We start from the raw sequence: 19,631 nt of genomic DNA, 5'->3' as shown, positions 1-19,631 counted from the left end.
CGTATTGTAATGACAAATGTACCGTTCACGTTTTGTGCATAGGAGGGGAAAACGTTGAAAATTCATATCGTTCAAAAAGGCGATTCGCTCTGGAAAATAGCTGAAAAATACGGAGTTGATCTTGAAGAGTTAAAAAAACTGAATCATCAGCTTAGCAATCCAGACTTAATTATGCCTGGAATGAAGATAAAGGTGCCTTCAGAAGCCGTTCCGGTCAGAAAAGAACCCAAGGCCGGCTTCGGAACGTCTGCGCATAAGCATGAGCATCCATATGCCAAAGAAAAACCGAAATCAGTTGTGGACATTGAAGACACCATACCGGAAGAACCGAAGCCGTCAATTCCGTATGTGCCGCCAATCCCTGAAAAGCATGAAAATGTGCTGCCGGAAGCTGATATGAACCAATATTATCCGTCCAATCAGCTGTTTCAGCCGTGGTCGCCTCCTAAGCCGGAGGAACCGGTGACACATTTTGTCGAGCCGAAAGAAAAAGAGCATGACAATAACATTCCACAACAGGAGGAAATGATCAACATGGAAAACGCGAATTACCCGAATATGCCGAAGGCGCCTGAAGCCGGTAAGATGGAAGAAGAAAACGCCGCTTATCATCTGCCGAACATGCCAAACATTCCGAATGTCCCGTTTCCGAATATGCCGGCCGTTGAACCGCCTTTTATGCATTACCCGATGCCGTGCATGCCTTGTCCTTGTCCGGTTCCGGTGACACCGATGCTGCCGGGTTCGGGACTATGCCATCCGTGCTTCCCGGTAGGCGGAGGTTTCGGCGGTTTTGGAGGAGGTTTTGGAGGCTTTCCGGTAATGCCGATGCCGTTACCGTACGGATTCCATCATCACGGATTCCATCATCCGGGATTTGGGCCGCAAGCGGGTTACGGTGAATATGAGAACCAGGCCCATGAAAATGCAGAGCATTATGATGGTTCTGCATCAGGTTTCGGCGGTGCTCCGTACGGTCAAATGCCGTATTACGGCGGATATTCGTCACATTACGCAAACGCGCCTCATCATGATGGAAAATATAAGGATGATGATTGCGGCTGCCATGATTCACATCACCACCACCATCATCACCACGGTTCACATCACCATCACGCAAATATGCCTGTGCAGCCGTATCCGAATGTGGGTGCAAACGCCGGATATTTTATGCCTTACGGCGGAGCAAATCCTAATGCCGCGCCGAATCAGCCGAGTCCAAATCAAGTATTCGGACGGCCGGAGGAAGAAGAAGATTAATGTTTCGGGACGATGTATGTCGTTCCTTTTTTATGTCCAACTGAGGAATGGACATAACTGACAAGCTTAAACCCGCCGTCGGCCGCACATCCTAAACATGAGCGGAAAACGCTCAAACAGCGATGAATCCACGGGGGGTTTTTCCATTGGGTAAAAAACTGATGACGATCGCAGGCGTTTTAGCCGTGACGGCAAGCTTAACGGCATGCGGAGCAAATAATGCCATGAATGACGGACGCTACAATCAGTCAACACGTCCGGTCGGATATTATTCGAATGATAATGATAACGGCAGACGCCAGTACGGAATGGACCATCAAGGACCGGTTTCTGAAATGATGGAAAACCGAAACGGCCGTCATAATACGACAAACGTGTCCGACCAGTATGCGCCTAATGACGGGGTTCCGTTAACAACGGACGGCACATATAACGGCCGAAATGTCAATACGCCGCCGGCAGCAATGTCTTATAATGGGTATGACAACGCCGAAAACATCAGGCTGGCGGCAAAAGTTGCAAACCGCGTGAAAAAAGTAAAAGGTGTACAGGATAGTCAGGTCATCGTGACTGACACGAGAGTCGTCATTGCCGTCAGAACAAATCATCCTTTTACGAAAAATGATGATAAACATGTCAAACATGCGGCCAAAAAATTTGCGGATGGCCGTACAATTCAAGTGTTTACCGACAACGCTACTTTTACAAAGCTGCAAGACATGAACAGAAACAGCCGTTAAACAGGACTGCCGGATGATTTCATCCGGCAGTATTTTTATGGATAAAGCTTCATCATTTCTTTACATATTCTTAAAACGCTCTTTATGTTGCGGTGTTAACATAAAAGTAATAAAACGTAACGGAGGGGCCGGAATGAAAAAAACGGAGCATGACAAAAGCCGCGGAGAAAAAACTGTGTATCTGACCGTAAGGGGATACCGGCTCAAACTGACGCCCGGACAAATGAAACTGATTTCAGCCGGCCGGGCATAATCATCGGGGCAGCCCTCATATAGAGGCTGCTTTTTTTCGGCTGAAACAGACAAATGAAAGAAAACGGTTAAGCACCGGCATCTTTGGTCAAACTAGCATCAAGAGTTTGATTGAATAAAGAGGTGTTATTGGTGAAACGAATTTGCGGTGCTCGTCTATTGTTTATGCTTATCTTATCGGCTGCAGTCCTGATTTGCGGAGGAAACGGCGCATACGGGGCGGAGGTTGAGCATTACGGGCCGCTTCGGGTGCACGTCCAGCTGGAAAAGGTCTATCTGGACGGTGATGTCGGCATCGAACATACGGATGAAACCGTTTTGGCGATGGAGGATTTTTGGGCCGCATATGCGGGCTGGACGCTCGTTGAGCAGAAAAAAGGCTTCGTCCTTTTCCGTAAGCATGTTGATGACATTTCTCCGCTCAGTAAGGTTAACGGTTATATCGGCGTCACGGACGGAGGCGTCATCTCCACTTTTCACGGCCGTCCCGGATCGCTGGCCGAGCCGATTCAATCTTTCTTCCAGATTGATATAGAAAGGCTGGAAAGCCGATTGCAAAAGCACTTGGAACACGGCATACCGTACAGGACAAAAGCGGAGTTTGAGAGCGTGATCGATCATATTAAGACTTACAGCGGCTGACTTTGACGCAAGACATGTGACACATGTCTTTTTTTTCTGAACGGAAGGTGTCAAAGCGAACATACGTTAACTTTTCTATAAGACTTTGGCTGTTTTTGTGTTACAATGATAAGCAGTCAAAGAGGTGAATAGGTGTGATTGAATTCGTGAAGGGGACGATTGATTATGTATCTCCCCAATACATCGTGATTGAAAACGGCGGAATCGGCTATCAGGTCTTCACTCCGAATCCGTTTATTTATAAGGTAAGCAATCAAGAGACCATTTTTACGTATCATCATATAAAAGAAGACGCCTTTTCTTTGTACGGTTTTTCAACCCGGGAAGAAAAAGCGCTTTTCACAAAGCTGCTGAACGTCACCGGCATCGGGCCGAAAGGGGCCCTCGCCATCCTCGGTTCCGGTGACCCCGGAGCCGTCATCGAAGCGATCGAACAGGAAGATGAAGCCTTTTTGGTGAAATTTCCGGGTGTGGGCAAAAAAACGGCGCGGCAGATTATTCTTGATTTGAAAGGCAAACTGGCAGACGTCGTGCCTGAAATGATTGACAACCTGTTCAATCATGAAGCGCGCATTGAAAAACAAGAGGCTGAAACGGCGCTTGACGAGGCGCTTGAAGCGCTTAGGGTTCTCGGCTACGCCGAAAAAGAAATTAAAAAAAGTGCTTCCTCACTTAAAAGAGGAAACGGCGCTTTCAACAGATCAATATGTGAAAAAAGCATTGCAAAAATTATTAAAGTAAGGTGATGTTCATGGATGAACGGCTCGTTTCAAGTGAAGCAGACAGCCATGAATCAATAATCGAGCAAAGCCTCAGGCCGCAGAATCTCGCCCAGTATATCGGCCAAAAGAAGGTGAAAGAAAATCTGCGCGTGTTTATCGATGCGGCGAAAATGAGGCAGGAAACGCTGGACCACGTTCTTTTATACGGGCCTCCGGGTCTCGGGAAAACAACGCTTGCGTCTATCGTGGCCAATGAGATGGGTGTGGAGATGCGGACGACGTCAGGTCCCGCCATCGAAAGACCGGGAGATTTGGCAGCCATTTTGACGGCGCTCGAACCAGGGGATGTGCTGTTTATAGACGAAATTCACAGGCTGAACCGCTCGATTGAGGAAGTGCTGTACCCGGCGATGGAGGATTTCTGCCTTGATATCGTCATTGGAAAAGGCCCGTCCGCCCGCTCCGTCCGTCTCGACCTTCCCCCTTTCACGCTTGTAGGAGCGACGACAAGGGTCGGATTATTGACCGCACCGCTCAGAGACCGGTTCGGGGTGCTGTCGCGCCTTGAATACTATACGCAGGAAGAGCTGACAGATATCGTGTCAAGAACGGCTGACGTTTTTGAAGTGGATATCGAAGAAGCTCCGGCTCTGGAGATCGCCAGACGGTCAAGGGGAACGCCGCGGGTTGCAAACCGGCTTCTCAGAAGGGTGAGAGATTTTGCCCAGGTGCTCGGCGACAGCCGCATCACGGAAGAAATCGCTCACGACGCGCTCGAACGTCTTCAAGTCGATGCGCTCGGCCTTGACCATATCGACCATAAGCTGCTGATGGGCATGATCGAAAAATTCAGCGGCGGTCCCGTCGGCCTTGATACGATTTCCGCGACAATCGGCGAAGAACCGCATACAATAGAGGATGTGTACGAACCGTATCTGCTGCAGATCGGATTTCTCCAGAGGACGCCGAGGGGACGGGTCGTGACTCCGGCTGTGTATGAACATTTTCGATTGGAGGCGCCCGCCCGTGACTGACTTTCCGAAGGTTCTCATGGTTCTCGGTGCCGTTTTGCTTATTGCCGGCGCAGTCTGGCACTTTGTCGGAAGGCTGCCCGGAGATATTTTCGTTAAGAAGGGAAATGTTACATTTTTCTTTCCCGTTGTCACTTGTATTGTGATCAGTGTGATACTATCCATTCTGCTTAATTTTTTCGGCAGAATGAAATAACAATAGACAGAATAAAGGTGAAATGATGAAAGTCGATTTATTTGATTTTGAACTGCCTGAACGCCTCATTGCCCAAGTGCCGCTGAAAGAGCGTGACGCATCGCGGCTGATGGTGCTCGACAAACAGACGGGCGGGCTGACGGACAGTTCATTTAAAGAGATTGTAAGCTTTTTTAATGAAGGGGATTGTCTCGTCTTGAACAATACCCGTGTGCTGCCTGCAAGATTATTCGGCACAAAAGAAGATACGGGAGCGAAAGTGGAGCTTCTGTTATTAAAACAGGAAGAAAATGACACATGGGAAACGCTCGTAAAGCCGGCGAAACGCGTAAAAAAAGGAACGGTCCTGACATTTGGCGACGGCCGGCTGACAGCGGTCTGCACGGAGGAGCTTGATCACGGAGGCAGAAAAATAGAATTTCGGTATGACGGGATTTTTTACGAAGTGCTTGAATCACTCGGTGAAATGCCGCTGCCTCCTTATATTAAAGAGCAGCTTGATGATAAAGAACGGTATCAGACCGTCTTTTCAAAAGAAATCGGATCTGCCGCAGCTCCGACGGCCGGACTTCATTTTACGGAAGAGATTCTGGACGAGCTGAAGCAAAAGGGTGTGCGGATTGAATTTATCACACTTCATGTGGGACTCGGCACATTCCGCCCAGTCAGTGCGGATGATGTGGAAGAGCATAACATGCACGCGGAATTTTATGAAATGACGGAAGAAACCGCCGCCTCTTTAAACGAGGTCAGAAAGGCGGGAGGGCGCATCGTGTCGGTCGGGACGACATCAACGCGCACCCTGGAAACCATTGCCGGCGAACATGACGGCGTATTTACCGCTTCAAGCGGCTGGACGTCCATCTTCATTTATCCGGGATATGAATTTAAAGCGATTGACGGCATGATCACCAATTTTCATCTGCCGAAATCTTCCCTTATCATGCTCGTTTCTGCGCTTGCCGGCAGAGAGCATGTTCTTTCCGCCTACCGTCATGCGGTAGAAGAGGAATACCGTTTCTTCAGCTTTGGCGACGCCATGCTGATTATCTAATTTGAATGACAGGAGGCCTCATACAAAGTGGCTGAACAACCGATACGTTATGAATTTATAAAGGAATGCAAACAAACGGGAGCGCGGCTGGGCAGAGTTCATACGCCCCACGGCTCCTTTGAGACGCCTGTATTTATGCCGGTCGGCACGCTTGCTACGGTAAAGACGATGTCTCCGGATGAGCTGAAATCTATGGATGCGGGCATTATTTTAAGCAATACGTACCATTTATGGCTCCGCCCGGGACACGACATTGTAAAAGAAGCGGGCGGGCTTCATAAGTTTATGAACTGGGACCGCGCGATTTTAACAGATTCCGGCGGTTTTCAGGTCTTTTCATTGAGCAAGTTTCGTAATATAGAAGAAGAAGGCGTTCATTTCCGCAATCACTTAAACGGAGACAAGCTGTTTTTATCTCCGGAAAAAGCGATGGAAATTCAAAACGCCCTCGGCTCTGATATCATGATGGCGTTTGATGAGTGTCCGCCGTATCCGGCAGAGTATGATTACATGAAACGCTCTGTAGAACGGACCAGCCGCTGGGCGGAACGCTGCCTGGAGGCGCACGGGCGCTCAGATGAGCAGGGTCTGTTCGGGATCGTACAGGGCGGAGAATACGAAGACCTGCGGACACAAAGTGCAAAAGACTTGGTTTCGCTTGATTTTCCGGGGTATGCCATAGGCGGATTATCTGTCGGCGAGCCGAAGCACGTCATGAACCGAGTGCTTGAGTTTACAACTCCGCTTTTACCGAAGGACAAGCCGAGATATTTAATGGGTGTGGGTTCACCGGATGCCTTAATTGACGGCGCCATCCGCGGCGTGGATATGTTTGACTGCGTACTGCCGACCCGGATTGCCCGAAACGGCACGGTGTTTACGAATGAAGGGCGTCTGAATATGAAAAACGCCAAATATGAGCGTGATTTCCGTCCGATTGACGAAGAGTGCAGCTGCCATACATGCAAAAATTACTCCCGCGCTTACATCAGACATTTGATCCGCTGTAATGAAACGTTTGGAATTCGATTAACAACTTACCATAACCTTCATTTTCTGTTACACTTAATGGAGCAGGTCAGACAAGCCATCCGGGAGGATCGTCTTGGTGATTTCCGAGAAGAGTTCTTTGAGCGTTACGGCTATAATAAGCCAAATGCGAAAAGCTTCTAAATAAAACCATTCTTGAAAGGAGGGAAACAGATGGGTACTTTAGGCACAATCGTTCCTATTATTTTAATGTTTGCAGTGCTTTATTTCCTGCTCATCCGTCCGCAGCAAAAGCAGCAGAAGGCCGTACGCCAGATGCAGGAAGAGCTGAAAAAAGGGGATTCAGTGGTGACAATCGGAGGATTGCACGGCACTGTTGATTCAATTGATGAAAGCAAGGTCGTCATTAAAACAGGTGATAACACCCGTTTAACATTTGACCGCCGCGCAATCAGAGAAGCTTCCGCTGAATAACAGCGAAGCTCATACATACAAAAAAAGAGCGGAGAATCCGCTCTTTTTTTATTACGCTGATCTGCTTCCTTTCAAATTCACTCCGAAAATGCCGCCCAGCATACTGACTCCCAAAAAGCCGAGATGAAATAAAAGCTGACCGGATGTAAACGTTTTTCCGAACCCTAAATATTGAAACAGCAAGATGATTAATGAAAAACAGACGGCGGTTAACGCTCCGATCATCCAGCCTTTTCCTTCGCTTTGCCGCCCGATATAAAACCTCCCGCAAATAAAGAAAGAAAAGAAAGCGCGGTGATCAGCCAGCTGAAAGATGATTCTTCCATTGAGGTAACCGTCAGTAAAAGCGAAATCGCCAAACTCGTAAGAAGCATCACCGCAAAAATAGCCACTAAGCCGTACAAAACGCCTCTTCCCACTTGTTTCGTTTCTTCCATTTTTATCTCCTCTCCGCTCTGCGGCCTGATATATGACAAGCCGGAGCCCGTCTTTTTCTAAATGTATTCTCTGAATGTTCGAATTAGACGTAAATGCATGATGTTCAGCCCGTTTATTACATAATTCAGAGCCGATGGCAAATGCTATGACCGTTGGAGGTGCGATATGGAAGATATTTTCATTATTACGTTTCGTACGATTGTGCTTTATTTTATCATTCTTGTGATTTTCAGACTGATGGGAAAACGGGAAATCGGAGAACTGAGCATTTTAGACCTTGTCGTCTCCATTATGATTGCCGAGATTGCCGTATTGGCAATTGAAAATGTAAAAGATAAGCTTTTGCATACAATTGTGCCGATTGTCGTTTTAATGATTATTCAAGTAAGCCTTGCTTTTATTTCGCTCAAAAGCCAAAAAATACGGCAGCTGCTTGACGGAAAACCCACCATTATTATAAAACAGGGAAAAATTGATGAACGGGCGATGAGATCGCAGCGCTACAATTTTGACGATCTTCTTATGCAGCTGAGGGAGAATAACATCGATAGAATCTCTGACGTGTCATACGCCATTTTGGAGTCTTCGGGCAAACTGTCAGTCGTCAAAAAGAAAACAATAAGGATAAGCAGATGGAAACATCGCTTATCGTTGACGGGGTCATTCAGAACGAGCATCTGGACAGAATCGGGAAAGATAAACACTGGCTTGAAAAAAATTTAGCAAAAAGAGGATATCGCGATCTTTCGGTTATATCATTCTGCACGTTTACGGACGGCGCTTTTTTTATTGATCTTAAAGATGAAAAAGGGGAGCCATAAATCGGTTTCACCGCGTCACGAACTTGCCGATGACCGGAATACGGATCAGCTCTTCCCTTTTAATCAGCCTGAATAACAGAAGAAGCGCAATGTACAAAGCCGCCGTCATTGCAATCCAGCCTGTGAGATTAACAGCCTCTGATCCTGAAAAATGAACGGCGTGCTTGATAATGCGGCTGACATAACCGCAAATGAATATGACGGCAAAACAGAGCGCGTATTCTTTTATTTTAATGCTGATCGGAAGCACCTTGCTTACGGTGGCCGCATGCAGCAGGGTGACAAGGACCATCCCCGTTACAATCGCAAGTGCGGCGCCCATGATGCCCAAGGAAGGCCTGGTCGCCAAAACAAAAATTAGGCCGGTTTTGACAGCGGCGCCGATAAAACTGTTCATCATGGCGGCCCCGGCTAAATTGAGAGCCTGCAGCACCGCCTGAAGGGGCCCCTGAAAATAGTAAAGCAGAAAAAACGGCGCCATCACTTTAACAAATACCGCCGCATTAGTTGATCCGTACATGACGGACATCAGTTCATCAGCGAAAGAGAATAAAATAACCACCGAAATGCCTCCGCTTAAAAGACACAGCCTCATCGCCTGTTCCAGACGGTATTCGACAACTTGCAGCTTTTTTTGCTCCATTCCTTCACTGATCGCAGGAACAAGCGCCGTTGACAGAGAATAGGTTATAAAGCTGGGCAGCGTCAAAACCGTCATGGCAAATCCGGTCAGCTCTCCGTACTGGCTGGTGGCGGCAGCGGTGGCCACTCCTGCAATCGCAAGGCTCTGCGCGACGACAATAGGTTCAAAAAACCAAGATAAATTTCCGATGAAGCGGCTTCCGGTTGTCGGGAGCGACACGCTCATCAGCTGGCGGAAGGTTTCTTTTCCATTTGCGATCGACTTGAAAAATTGTTTTCTGATTCTGATTGTTTTATTTGCTTTAAAACAAATGAATAAATAAATAAGAGAGGCAAGCTCCCCGATGACAGACGAAATCATGGCTCCTGCTGCGGCATATTCAATCCCGTACGGCAGAAACACCGTCGTGCAGACTGCGACAAGTGAAATCCGCACGATCTGCTCAAGCACTTGGGAAAACGCCAGCGGGTTCATATTCTGTCTGCCCTGAAAGTAACCGCGCAGCACGCTGGAGATCGCGATAATCGGCACGACGGGCGTAATCGCCAGAAGCGGGTAAACCGTGCGCTGATCCGTCAGCATCGTTTCGGACATAATCGGCGCAAAGCATAAAAACAGCGGCGTGAAGATGAGACTTAATATCCCAGTGACGGTAAGCGACATCACTAAAATGTGTTTCATTTTCTGCCGGTCCCCCCGCGCGCTTGCTTCAGCGACAAGTTTGCTGATGGCAACGGGGAGGCCGAATTGAGTCAAAGTGGTGGCCAAGAAAAATGTCGGGGCAGCCATCATGTATAAACCGACCCCTTCTTCACCGATAAACCGGGCGATAACCACCCGGTTGACAAAGCCGAGCATTCTCGTAATCATCCCGGCTGCGATGAGAATAAGAGTGCCCCTTAAAAAAAGTCTGTTTTGCCATTTTATAAACCCCTGCCTTCTCAAACTACCTGGAATCATATACAATAAAGATATGCGCCGATGTCGTCCGAGCATGACAAGTCTTCGAGAAAAATGGAAAAAGGAGCGAGCGCCCAGTGGAGAAACATCCCGCCGAAATGTACAAAGATCATTTGCGGCCTTTCTTGTACAGTAAACTTGAAGAGTTCAAAATCCTCGGATACGATGATGTTGAGCACGAGAGTTTATGGTCATACTTAATACATAAAAAGTGGAAACAGAAAAAGGAACTGCCGCTGCATGAATTGGCCGGTCATATTTTATCAGTTAAAATTGGCGATTTTATGAACTATGCAACCGTTGAAGCTTTTAAGTCGTCTAATTGGCTGGAAAGCGATGAGGGTCAGGAAGCTTTGGATGAACTGCTGAGATAATGATTTGACGGCATAGGTTTAAGGAGGAAATACATAATGAAAAAAGGACGCTTGATTGCGTTTTTCCTGATCGTATTATTGATCGGCACAGGGCTGGGGTATTTTACAAAACCGGCTGCCAATAATATTACGTTAGGATTGGATTTACGCGGCGGGTTTGAAGTTCTGTACGATGTGCAGCCCGTCAAAAAAGGCGATAAAATCACAAAAGACGTGCTCGTCAGCACGGTGCAGGCGCTGAACCGCCGGGCTAACGTTCTCGGCGTAAGCGAGCCGAACATTCAGATTGAAGGAAATAACCGTATCCGCGTTCAGCTGGCTGGCGTCACGAACCAGAACAGGGCGCGCGAAATTCTGTCAACGGAAGCGCAGCTCTCGTTCAGGGATACGAATGATAAAGAGCTGTTAAACGGCTCTGATCTCGTGGAAAACGGCGCGAAGCAAACCTTTGATCCGACGACGAACGAACCGATTGTCAGCGTTAAGCTGAAGGATGCGGATAAGTTCGGAGAAGTGACGAAAAAAGTCAAGAAAATGGCGCCAAATAATCAGCTTGTGATCTGGCTTGATTACCAAAAAGGCGATTCATTTAAAAAAGAAGTCGGTAAAAAACATCCGAAATATGTATCCGCTCCGAATGTGAGCCAGGAATTAAACACGAAGGATGTCACGATTGAAGGCCAGTTCACCGTTCAAAAAGCGAAGGACTTGGCCAATATTTTAAACGCGGGCGCGCTGCCTGTGAAACTGACCGAAAAATACTCTACTTCAGTAGGGGCGCAATTCGGACAGCAGGCTTTGCATGATACGGTAGAGGCCGGCATCATCGGTATTGCAATTGTTTTCTTATTTATGCTGCTTTATTACAGACTGCCTGGACTCATAGCGGTAATTACGCTTTCTGTATACGTGTATATTACGCTTCAAGTGTTTGACTGGATGCAGGCGGTGCTGACGCTTCCGGGTATTGCGGCGCTCATTTTGGGTGTCGGGATGGCGGTTGACGCCAACATCATCACCTATGAACGGATAAAAGAAGAACTGAAACTCGGCAAATCCGTCCGCTCAGCTTTCCGTTCAGGAAACAGACGGTCATTTGCGACGATCTTTGATGCGAACATCACAACGATCATCGCAGCGGTCGTGCTCTTTATTTTCGGGACAAGCTCTGTAAAAGGGTTTGCGACGATGCTGATTTTGTCAATACTGACAAGCTTTATTACAGCTGTCTTCCTTTCAAGATTCCTGCTCGCCCTTCTTGTGGAAAGCAGATGGCTTGACCGGAAAAAAGGCTGGTTCGGCGTCAAGAAAAAACATATTATGGACATTCAAAAAACGGATGAAAATACTGAACCGCATACGGCATTCCAAAAATGGGATTTCACGAGCAAACGAAAATATTTCTTTATTTTCTCAAGCGCTGTAACCATTGCGGGAATTATCATCTTGCTGGTCTTTAAGCTCAACCTGGGAATCGATTTTGCAAGCGGTGCGCGGATTGACGTGCAGAGCAATCATGCATTGACGGCGCAGCAGGTTGAAAAAGACTTTGACTCTCTCGGCATGGATCCGGAAAACATCGTGCTCTCGGGTAAAGAGAACCATGTTGCCGCGGCCCGGTTTGTCGGAGAGCCATCTAAAGAAAAAATCGCTGAAATCAAAACGTACTTTAAGGACAAATACGGATCTGAACCGAACGTCAGCACGGTATCGCCGACAGTCGGAAAAGAACTGGCCCGTAATGCTTTATATGCCGTGGCAATTGCATCAATCGGCATCATTATTTACGTGTCAATCCGTTTCGAGTACAGAATGGCAATCGCCGCGATTGTATCCCTGCTGTATGACGCTTTCTTTATCGTCGCGTTTTTCAGCATTACAAGGCTGGAGGTTGACGTAACCTTTATCGCCGCTATTCTCACCATAATCGGTTACTCGATAAATGATACGATTGTTACATTTGACCGGATACGCGAGCAGATGAAAAAACGCAAGCCGAAGTCATTTGCCGATCTGGAACATATCGTGAATCTGAGTTTGCAGCAAACCTTTACACGTTCGATCAATACGGTCTTGACCGTTGTGATTGTTGTCGTCGTGCTGCTCATTTTGGGCTCATCGTCAATTACAAACTTCTCCGTCGCCTTATTGGTCGGTTTATTGACGGGCGTTTATTCCTCTCTTTACATCGCCGCGCAGCTGTGGCTTGTATGGAAAGGAAAAGAATTTAGAGGGAAAAAATCAATCGAAGAGTAAAAGGAAACAGGCTGTCTTCCGGAAGGCAGCCTGTTTTTTTAGGCCGCATTGAACTTAAAACCTGCATTTGCTATAATGACATACGCTTACATAATCAATCATCATTGTAAAAACATGTAGGAGGGTTCTTATGAACGTTCGTGAGTCGGAGCTTCCGGGCATCGGCCAGAAAGTAGAAGTCATTACGAAAAATCACGATAAAATCAGTATTATTCTTCATGATGACGGCAGAAAAGAGCTCTATTACTTCGATGAGAATGATCATGACGAATGCTTGGCATCCGTTGAATTTAACGACGAAGAGGCAAGGCAGATTTCCGCTATTTTAGGCGGGATGACGTATAAGCCGAAAGCGCTGGAATCTGTGGAAGTCGCGCTTGATGACCTCGTCATTGAGTGGTTTAAAGCCGAATCTCATGCACCGGCTGTCAGCCGTACAATCGGAGATTTGGAGATCAAGAAACATTACAACGTCCAGATTATTGCGATCGTGAAGAAAAACCGGCAAAAACAGCTGAGTCCCGGTATTGATACCGTAATTGAAGAAGGGGACACCCTCGTCATATCGGGAGAAAGAAGCGGACTGAAAAAGCTGGTCCGCGAGCAGTTGACGGCCCGGATTTCCTGAGGCCGGGGTTTACTCCCGGGAAAACGGGGGAAAAGATAAGAATCAATAATTGGGGGCAGACGCATGAATAAACAATGGACTATTATATTTGCTTTACTATTTACTCTGATTGTCGCCATCTTTGCTGTCATTAACGTGCGGGCGGTTGAGGTTGATTATCTGTTCGGAACCGCTGAATGGCCGCTGATTTTAGTCATTTTAGGCTCTGTGTTAATGGGAGCGCTGATCGTGTTTTCAGCCGGTATATTTCAAGTGATGAAACTGAAGCGCGAAATTAAAATGCTGCGGAAAGAAAACAGATCCGCAGGTGAATTGACGGCTGATTCGGACGGCAAAAAAACAGCCGCTCCGCCGGAAGAAATGCTTGAAGAGAAAAAAGGATCAGAATAACATTTGAAACCCCTCAGTCCGCTCTAGTATAATAGGGTGGTTGAGGGGTGAATTTATGTTAGCGTCAAAAATGCGCTGGGAAATCCAGCAGCCGGATCAGGAAAAAGTCAAATCACTCACAGAACAATTGGACATAACACCTCTTGTGGCATCACTGCTTGTAAAAAGAGGTTTTGATACTGCCGAAAGCGCAAGGCTGTTTTTACATACAAAGGATGCAGACTTTTATGACCCGTATGAATTAAAGGGAATGCGGGAAGCAGTTGATCGGATAAAACTGGCGGTTTCTCAAGGGGAACCGATTATGATTTACGGAGATTACGATGCAGACGGCGTTACAAGCACGTCAGTGATGCTGACGGCACTCAGACAGCTGTCGGCGGACGTTGACTTTTATATTCCCGACCGTTTTACAGAAGGCTACGGCCCGAATGAACAAGCTTTCCGCTCCATAAAAGAGCGGGGATTTTCGCTGATCATTACAGTGGATACGGGAATCGCCGCCGTCCATGAAGCTGAAGTCGCAAAAGAGCTGGGCTTAGACGTCATTATTACCGACCACCATGAGCCGGGACCCGAGCTTCCTGACGTATTTGCGATCATCCATCCGAAGCAGCCGGGATGCGGCTATCCGTTTAAAGAATTGGCCGGCGTCGGTGTGGCGTTTAAGCTTGCCCACGCGCTTACGGGTTCTTTGCCGGAAGCTATGCTGGACTTGGCGGCAATCGGTACGGTTGCAGATCTGGTGCCTCTTCATGATGAAAACAGATTAATTGCGTCACTCGGAATTGAAAGGCTTCGGACGACAAATCGGCCGGGCCTCAAAGCTCTGATTAAGCTTTCCGGCGGAGATATCGGACAAGCTGATGAGGAAACGATCGGATTTCAGGTCGCACCGAGGCTCAATGCTGTCGGAAGAATAGAACAGGCCGATCCCGCCGTTCACCTGCTGATGACCGAAGATCAGTTTGAAGCGGAGGAACTGGCTTCGGATATTGACCGGCTGAATAAAGAGCGGCAGAAAATGGTGAAAACCATGACCGAAGAGGCTGTTGAAATGGTTCAGCAGCAAGGCGGAAACCCGTCTGCCATTGTAGTGGCAAAAGCCGGCTGGAATCCGGGAGTCGTCGGTATTGTCGCATCGAAGCTGGCTGAACGTTTTTACCGGCCCGCTGTTGTGCTTGGAATAGATGAGGAGCAGGGAATCGCTAAAGGGTCGGCGCGAAGCATCAGAGGCTTCAACCTTTTTACGAGCCTTTCACAGTGCAGAGACATTCTTCCTCATTTCGGCGGGCATCCGATGGCGGCCGGAATGACGTTGAAGGCTGAAGATGTGGCGGAATTAAGGGACAGGCTGAATCAAATGGCTGAAGAAACCCTTACGGAAGAGGATTTTATTCCCGTTCAGGAGGTTGATCTTGTCTGCGGCGTTGAAGACATAACCGTTGAAAGCATTACAGAATTGAATATGCTGTCGCCGTTCGGCATGCTTAACCCTAAACCGCATGTGATGGTGAAAAATGCCGTGCTTGATGATGTGCGCCTGACCGGAGCGAATAAAAACCACGTGAAAATGACGGTGAAAAGTGATTCCGCCGTCCTTGACTGCGTCGGCTTTAACAAAGGAGAGCTGGAAGCCGGAGTTGTTCCCGGATCAACGATTTCCATTGTCGGCGAGATGTCCATTAATGAATGGAACAACAGAAAGAAGCCCCAGCTGATGATTAAAGATGCTGCGGTGCCGGAATGGCAGCTTTTTGATATCCGGGGCAAGCGGACGTGGGAAGATACGGTCACCGCGCTGCCGAAGGAAAAACGGGTGCTCATCTGCTTTAACGAAAAAAACGCTCAGAAGCTCCGTGAAAAAGAGCTGTCGGGCGAGCTTGCCGAGATCACTTCGGAATCCGAGGCGAAAGCTCTCCAGCTTGACGGAAAATATGCCGTTTTTCTGGATGTGCCGCCGTCAGCGGATCGCCTGCAGCAATTGCTTGACGGAAAGAAGCCGGAACGGATTTATTTTGTTTTTATCAATCATGAAGAACATTTCCTGTCCTCATTTCCATCGCGGAATGATTTCAAGTGGTTTTACGCATTTCTCTTGAAAAGGGGCGCTTTTGACTTCGGCAAGCATGGTTCAGAGCTTGCGAGACACAGAGGATGGTCAATTGACACAATCAATTTCATGACAAAGGTGTTTTTTGATCTCGGTTTTGTTAAAATAGAAGATGGTGTGCTGTCTGTCGTGAGCGGCGCGAAAAAACGCGACCTGGCAGATTCGCAAACCTATCAGGTAAAACAGCAGCTGATGGAATTAGACCAGAAGCTCAATTATTCCGCAGCCCATGAGCTGAAGGAATGGCTGAATAAGCTGATGAATCAAGGTTCAGAGGCTTATGAAAGTACGAGGAGGACATAGAACAGATGGATCTTAAAAAATACGTAACAATTGTGCCCGATTACCCGAAAGAAGGCGTACAATTTAAAGATATTACGACATTGATGGACAAAGGCGACGTATACCGTTACGCCACTGACCAAATTGTTGAATATGCAAAAGAAAAGAAATTGATTTAGTTGTCGGGCCTGAAGCGCGCGGCTTTATTATCGGCTGTCCGGTTGCATACGCGCTCGGAGTCGGTTTTGCCCCGGTTCGGAAAGAAGGAAAACTTCCGCGTGAGGTCATTAAAGTCGATTACGGTTTGGAGTACGGAAAAGACGTACTGACGATTCATAAAGATGCGATCCTGCCGGGACAGCGCGTGCTGATTACTGATGACTTGCTTGCAACAGGCGGCACGATCGAAGCAACGATTAAGCTTGTCGAAGAACTGGGCGGCGTCGTAGCCGGTATTGCATTTTTAATCGAGCTTTCTTACCTGGACGGCAGAGACAAGCTTGACGATTACGATATTTTAACATTAATGAAATATTAACCGCATATGGAAAAAAGCACTCGTGTCAGGGTGCTTTTTTCCTATTATTTCATCATCCTGACAGATTCTTTAGGTGTTTTGAACTTCTGCCCTTTACATCTCTCGTTTTTTTCTTGATAATAAACTAATACAGTTTACATTTAAAAAAGGTGATTCCATGGCGAACGAACAAGTATTGACTGCCGAGCAAGTAATAGATAAAGCGCGCACTTATCTGCCGGAGGAGCAGATTGCGTTTGTTGAGAAAGCTTACCTGTATGCGCAAGACGCGCATCGCGAACAGTACCGCAAATCAGGTGAGCCGTACATCATTCATCCGATTCAGGTGGCGGGGATCCTCGTCGATCTGGAAATGGACCCTTCCACAATTGCGGGCGGATTTCTGCATGATGTGGTGGAGGACACGGATGTCACCCTCGACGACCTGAAGGAAGCATTTTCTGAAGAAGTGGCGATGCTTGTCGACGGTGTGACGAAGCTCGGTAAAATTAAGTATAAATCTCAAGAGGAGCAGCAGGCGGAAAACCATCGAAAAATGTTTGTCGCTATGGCTCAGGATATCAGAGTCATATTGATCAAGCTGGCGGATCGCCTTCACAATATGCGGACGTTAAAGCATCTTCCGCAGGAAAAGCAGCGGAGAATTTCAAATGAGACGCTGGAGATTTTCGCTCCGCTGGCCCATCGGCTCGGGATTTCTAAGATCAAATGGGAGCTGGAAGACACCGCTCTCCGTTATTTGAATCCTCAGCAATATTACAGAATCGTCAACCTCATGAAGAAAAAGCGCGCGGAACGCGAACTTTATGTCGAAGAGGTTGTCAATGAAGTGAAAAAACGCGTTGAAGAAGTGAATATTAAAGCGGACTTTTCAGGACGTCCGAAGCACATCTACAGCATTTACCGCAAGATGGCGCTGCAAAATAAACAGTTCAATGAAATATATGATCTGCTCGCCGTCCGTATTCTTGTCGGAAGCATTAAAGACTGCTACGCCGTACTCGGCATTATTCATACGTGCTGGAAGCCGATGCCGGGCAGATTCAAAGATTATATTGCGATGCCTAAGCCGAATATGTATCAGTCTCTGCATACGACCGTAATCGGGCCTAAAGGCGATCCGCTGGAAGTGCAGATCAGAACGTTTGAGATGCATGAGATCGCTGAATACGGGGTGGCCGCACACTGGGCATATAAAGAAGGCAAGGCTGCAAACGAAGAAGCGACATTTGAGAAAAAACTGTCCTGGTTCCGTGAAATTCTGGAATTCCAAAACGAGTCTACCGATGCGGAAGAATTTATGGAATCGCTGAAAATCGATCTGTTTTCTGACATGGTATACGTATTTACGCCAAAAGGCGATGTCATTGAACTGCCGTCAGGCTCTGTGCCGATTGATTTTTCCTACAGGATCCATTCGGAGATCGGCAACAAAACAATCGGGGCGAAAGTGAACGGAAAAATGGTGACGCTTGACCATAAGCTCCGGACGGGCGACATCGTCGAGATTCTGACGTCCAAGCATTCTTACGGTCCGAGCCAAGACTGGGTCAAACTGGCGCAGACGTCCCAGGCGAAACACAAAATCCGCCAATTCTTTAAGAAACAGCGCCGGGAAGAAAACGTCGAAAAAGGCCGTGAGCTTGTCGAGAAAGAAATTAAAAATCTTGATTTTGAAGTGAAAGATGTTTTAACACTCGAAAATCTTCAAAAAGTTGCCGACAAGTTCAATTTCTCAAATGAAGAGGATATGTACGCGGCGGTCGGGTATAACGGCATTACCGCTCTTCAGGTGGCCAACAGGCTCACCGAAAAAGAACGGAAGCTGCGTGACCAGGAAGAGCAGGAAAAAATCGTTCAGGAAGTCACTTCCGAGCCGAAACATTATCCGCAAGGGAGAAAACGGGAAGCGGGTGTGCGCGTAAAAGGCATTGACAACCTTCTCGTCCGCTTGTCGAAATGCTGCAATCCGGTGCCGGGCGACCATATTGTCGGTTTTATTACAAAAGGGCGCGGTGTATCCGTTCACCGTGATGACTGTCCGAACGTCAAAACGAATGAAGCGCAGGAACGTTTGATCCCCGTTGAATGGGAGCATGAATCACAGGTTCAAAGGCGCAAAGAATATAACGTTGAGATTGAGATTTTGGGGTATGACCGTCTCGGGCTTTTAAATGAGGTGCTCCAAGCCGTAAATGAAACGAAAACCAACATCTCCTCTGTCTCCGGCAAATCCGACCGCAATAAAGTCGCTACGATTCATATGGCGATTTTTATTCAAAACATCAATCATCTGCACAAAGTGGTCGAGCGGATTAAACAGATCAGAGACATCTATTCAGTCCGCCGGGTAATGAACTAAAAGGAGCTTGCTATGAAATTAGTTGTTCAGCGTGTAACAGAAGCGAGTGTGACGGTTGACGGCGCTGTCGCCGGCCGGATCGGACCCGGTATTATGGCGCTTGTCGGTATCACTCATGAAGATACAGAAGAAGATGCCGCTTACTTGGCGGATAAAATCGTGAATCTTCGGATTTTTGATGATGAAAGCGGCAAGATGAATTTATCGCTTTTGGATACGGGCGGGGAGATTTTATCCGTTTCCCAGTTTACGCTTTACGGCGAAACGAAGAAAGGGAGACGCCCGAATTTTATGAATGCGGCTAAACCGGATCAGGCTGTGCTTCTTTATGAAAAGTGGAACGAACTCCTTCGGGGAAAAGGAGTCAAAGTGGAAACCGGAATATTCGGAGCCATGATGGATGTTCAGCTGACGAATTCCGGGCCGATTACATTGATTATGGATTCTAAACAATAAAAAAAGACT

General features: G+C 47.4%; 15 protein-coding genes and 5 pseudogenes. 18 read left to right on the top strand and 2 right to left on the bottom strand.

Features of this window, described 5'->3' with window-relative positions:
- Window positions 1-54 precede the first annotated feature (54 nt).
- The 9 genes and pseudogenes from safA (at window position 55) to yajC (ending at window position 7,361) form a co-directional block, all read left to right on the top strand.
- Complete coding sequence (gene safA, locus D368_RS05950) at window positions 55-1,260, top strand: SafA/ExsA family spore coat assembly protein (RefSeq protein ID WP_071391551.1); 1,206 nt, start codon at window positions 55-57, stop codon at window positions 1,258-1,260.
- Window positions 1,261-1,406: 146 nt separating this feature from the next.
- On the top strand, window positions 1,407-2,000 hold the full coding sequence (locus D368_RS05945; protein ID WP_069013531.1) for a YhcN/YlaJ family sporulation lipoprotein: 594 nt from the start codon (window positions 1,407-1,409) through the stop codon (window positions 1,998-2,000).
- A 384-nt stretch (window positions 2,001-2,384) separates the two neighbouring features.
- Window positions 2,385-2,894 carry an intercompartmental signaling factor BofC gene (locus D368_RS05935; RefSeq protein ID WP_128574631.1) on the top strand — a complete coding sequence of 170 codons (510 nt, stop codon included), beginning with the start codon at window positions 2,385-2,387 and terminating at the stop codon, window positions 2,892-2,894.
- 134 nt (window positions 2,895-3,028) lie between these two features.
- Window positions 3,029-3,635, top strand: a pseudogene (ruvA, locus tag D368_RS05930) (Holliday junction branch migration protein RuvA).
- A gap of 10 nt (window positions 3,636-3,645) precedes the next feature.
- Complete coding sequence (gene ruvB, locus D368_RS05925; protein WP_003152685.1) at window positions 3,646-4,650, top strand: Holliday junction branch migration DNA helicase RuvB; 1,005 nt, start codon at window positions 3,646-3,648, stop codon at window positions 4,648-4,650.
- Window positions 4,643-4,843 (top strand): DUF2905 domain-containing protein, encoded by a 201-nt coding sequence (locus D368_RS05920; protein ID WP_003152687.1) that lies wholly within the window; start codon window positions 4,643-4,645, stop codon window positions 4,841-4,843. The genes ruvB and D368_RS05920 overlap by 8 nt, the downstream gene beginning before the upstream one ends.
- 25 nt (window positions 4,844-4,868) lie before the next feature.
- Complete coding sequence (gene queA, locus D368_RS05915) at window positions 4,869-5,897, top strand: tRNA preQ1(34) S-adenosylmethionine ribosyltransferase-isomerase QueA (protein ID WP_003152692.1); 1,029 nt, start codon at window positions 4,869-4,871, stop codon at window positions 5,895-5,897.
- Between the two features lie 27 nt (window positions 5,898-5,924).
- Window positions 5,925-7,070 carry a tRNA guanosine(34) transglycosylase Tgt gene (gene tgt, locus D368_RS05910; protein WP_007408186.1) on the top strand — a complete coding sequence of 382 codons (1,146 nt, stop codon included), beginning with the start codon at window positions 5,925-5,927 and terminating at the stop codon, window positions 7,068-7,070.
- Window positions 7,071-7,100: 30 nt separating this feature from the next.
- On the top strand, window positions 7,101-7,361 hold the full coding sequence (gene yajC / locus D368_RS05905; RefSeq protein WP_003152695.1) for a preprotein translocase subunit YajC: 261 nt from the start codon (window positions 7,101-7,103) through the stop codon (window positions 7,359-7,361).
- A gap of 51 nt (window positions 7,362-7,412) precedes the next feature.
- On the opposite strand, the pseudogene D368_RS05900 reads toward yajC, so the two are convergent.
- Window positions 7,413-7,735 (bottom strand): annotated as a pseudogene (locus D368_RS05900) (TIGR04086 family membrane protein).
- A gap of 229 nt (window positions 7,736-7,964) precedes the next feature.
- On the opposite strand from D368_RS05900, the pseudogene D368_RS05895 reads away from it, so the two are divergent.
- Window positions 7,965-8,620: pseudogene (locus D368_RS05895) on the top strand (DUF421 domain-containing protein).
- A gap of 7 nt (window positions 8,621-8,627) precedes the next feature.
- Here D368_RS05895 and spoVB read toward each other — a convergent pair.
- A pseudogene (gene spoVB / locus D368_RS05890) lies at window positions 8,628-10,185 on the bottom strand (stage V sporulation protein B).
- Window positions 10,186-10,300: 115 nt separating this feature from the next.
- On the opposite strand from spoVB, the gene D368_RS05885 reads away from it, so the two are divergent.
- From D368_RS05885 to dtd, 8 genes and pseudogenes are all read left to right on the top strand, one after another.
- Window positions 10,301-10,597: a post-transcriptional regulator gene (locus D368_RS05885; protein ID WP_007408189.1), complete on the top strand. Its 297-nt coding sequence runs from the start codon at window positions 10,301-10,303 to the stop codon at window positions 10,595-10,597.
- Between the two features lie 36 nt (window positions 10,598-10,633).
- On the top strand, window positions 10,634-12,853 hold the full coding sequence (gene secDF, locus D368_RS05880; protein WP_128574630.1) for a protein translocase subunit SecDF: 2,220 nt from the start codon (window positions 10,634-10,636) through the stop codon (window positions 12,851-12,853).
- 130 nt (window positions 12,854-12,983) lie between these two features.
- On the top strand, window positions 12,984-13,481 hold the full coding sequence (locus tag D368_RS05875) for a cation:proton antiporter regulatory subunit (RefSeq protein ID WP_012118088.1): 498 nt from the start codon (window positions 12,984-12,986) through the stop codon (window positions 13,479-13,481).
- Between the two features lie 63 nt (window positions 13,482-13,544).
- The gene (locus D368_RS05870; RefSeq protein WP_003152709.1) at window positions 13,545-13,871 is read left to right on the top strand and encodes a LapA family protein; all 327 of its coding nucleotides are present in this window, start codon (window positions 13,545-13,547) and stop codon (window positions 13,869-13,871) included.
- Window positions 13,872-13,926: 55 nt separating this feature from the next.
- The gene (recJ, locus tag D368_RS05865) at window positions 13,927-16,287 is read left to right on the top strand and encodes a single-stranded-DNA-specific exonuclease RecJ (RefSeq protein WP_128574629.1); all 2,361 of its coding nucleotides are present in this window, start codon (window positions 13,927-13,929) and stop codon (window positions 16,285-16,287) included.
- A 5-nt stretch (window positions 16,288-16,292) separates the two neighbouring features.
- A pseudogene (locus D368_RS05860) lies at window positions 16,293-16,804 on the top strand (adenine phosphoribosyltransferase).
- Window positions 16,805-16,961: 157 nt separating this feature from the next.
- Window positions 16,962-19,166, top strand: coding sequence for a GTP diphosphokinase (gene relA, locus D368_RS05855; protein WP_060674703.1), 2,205 nt, complete (start codon window positions 16,962-16,964; stop codon window positions 19,164-19,166).
- A 12-nt stretch (window positions 19,167-19,178) separates the two neighbouring features.
- A complete protein-coding gene (gene dtd, locus D368_RS05850) occupies window positions 19,179-19,622 on the top strand; it encodes a D-aminoacyl-tRNA deacylase (RefSeq protein WP_128574628.1) in 444 nt (147 codons plus the stop codon).
- Window positions 19,623-19,631: the final 9 nt, after the last annotated feature.

Origin of the sequence: Paenibacillus lentimorbus NRRL B-30488 (assembly GCF_000411595.1) — a bacterium.
Lineage (GTDB): Bacteria > Bacillota > Bacilli > Bacillales > Bacillaceae > Bacillus > Bacillus velezensis.
The sequence above is the reverse complement of the archived record's forward strand: the minus strand, read 5'-3'. Positions and strand labels throughout refer to the sequence as shown.

Bases quoted from the DNA above. Each gene is read 5' to 3' on its own strand.
- secDF (WP_128574630.1), top strand. From the start codon at position 10,634: ATGAAAAAAGGACGCTTGATTGCGTTTTTCCTGATCGTATTATTGATC.
- dtd (WP_128574628.1), top strand. From the start codon at position 19,179: ATGAAATTAGTTGTTCAGCGTGTAACAGAAGCGAGTGTGACGGTTGAC.
- D368_RS05875 (WP_012118088.1), top strand. From the start codon at position 12,984: ATGAACGTTCGTGAGTCGGAGCTTCCGGGCATCGGCCAGAAAGTAGAA.
- relA (WP_060674703.1), top strand. From the start codon at position 16,962: ATGGCGAACGAACAAGTATTGACTGCCGAGCAAGTAATAGATAAAGCG.
- ruvB (WP_003152685.1), top strand. From the start codon at position 3,646: ATGGATGAACGGCTCGTTTCAAGTGAAGCAGACAGCCATGAATCAATA.
- D368_RS05870 (WP_003152709.1), top strand. From the start codon at position 13,545: ATGAATAAACAATGGACTATTATATTTGCTTTACTATTTACTCTGATT.
- queA (WP_003152692.1), top strand. From the start codon at position 4,869: ATGAAAGTCGATTTATTTGATTTTGAACTGCCTGAACGCCTCATTGCC.
- yajC (WP_003152695.1), top strand. From the start codon at position 7,101: ATGGGTACTTTAGGCACAATCGTTCCTATTATTTTAATGTTTGCAGTG.
- recJ (WP_128574629.1), top strand. From the start codon at position 13,927: ATGTTAGCGTCAAAAATGCGCTGGGAAATCCAGCAGCCGGATCAGGAA.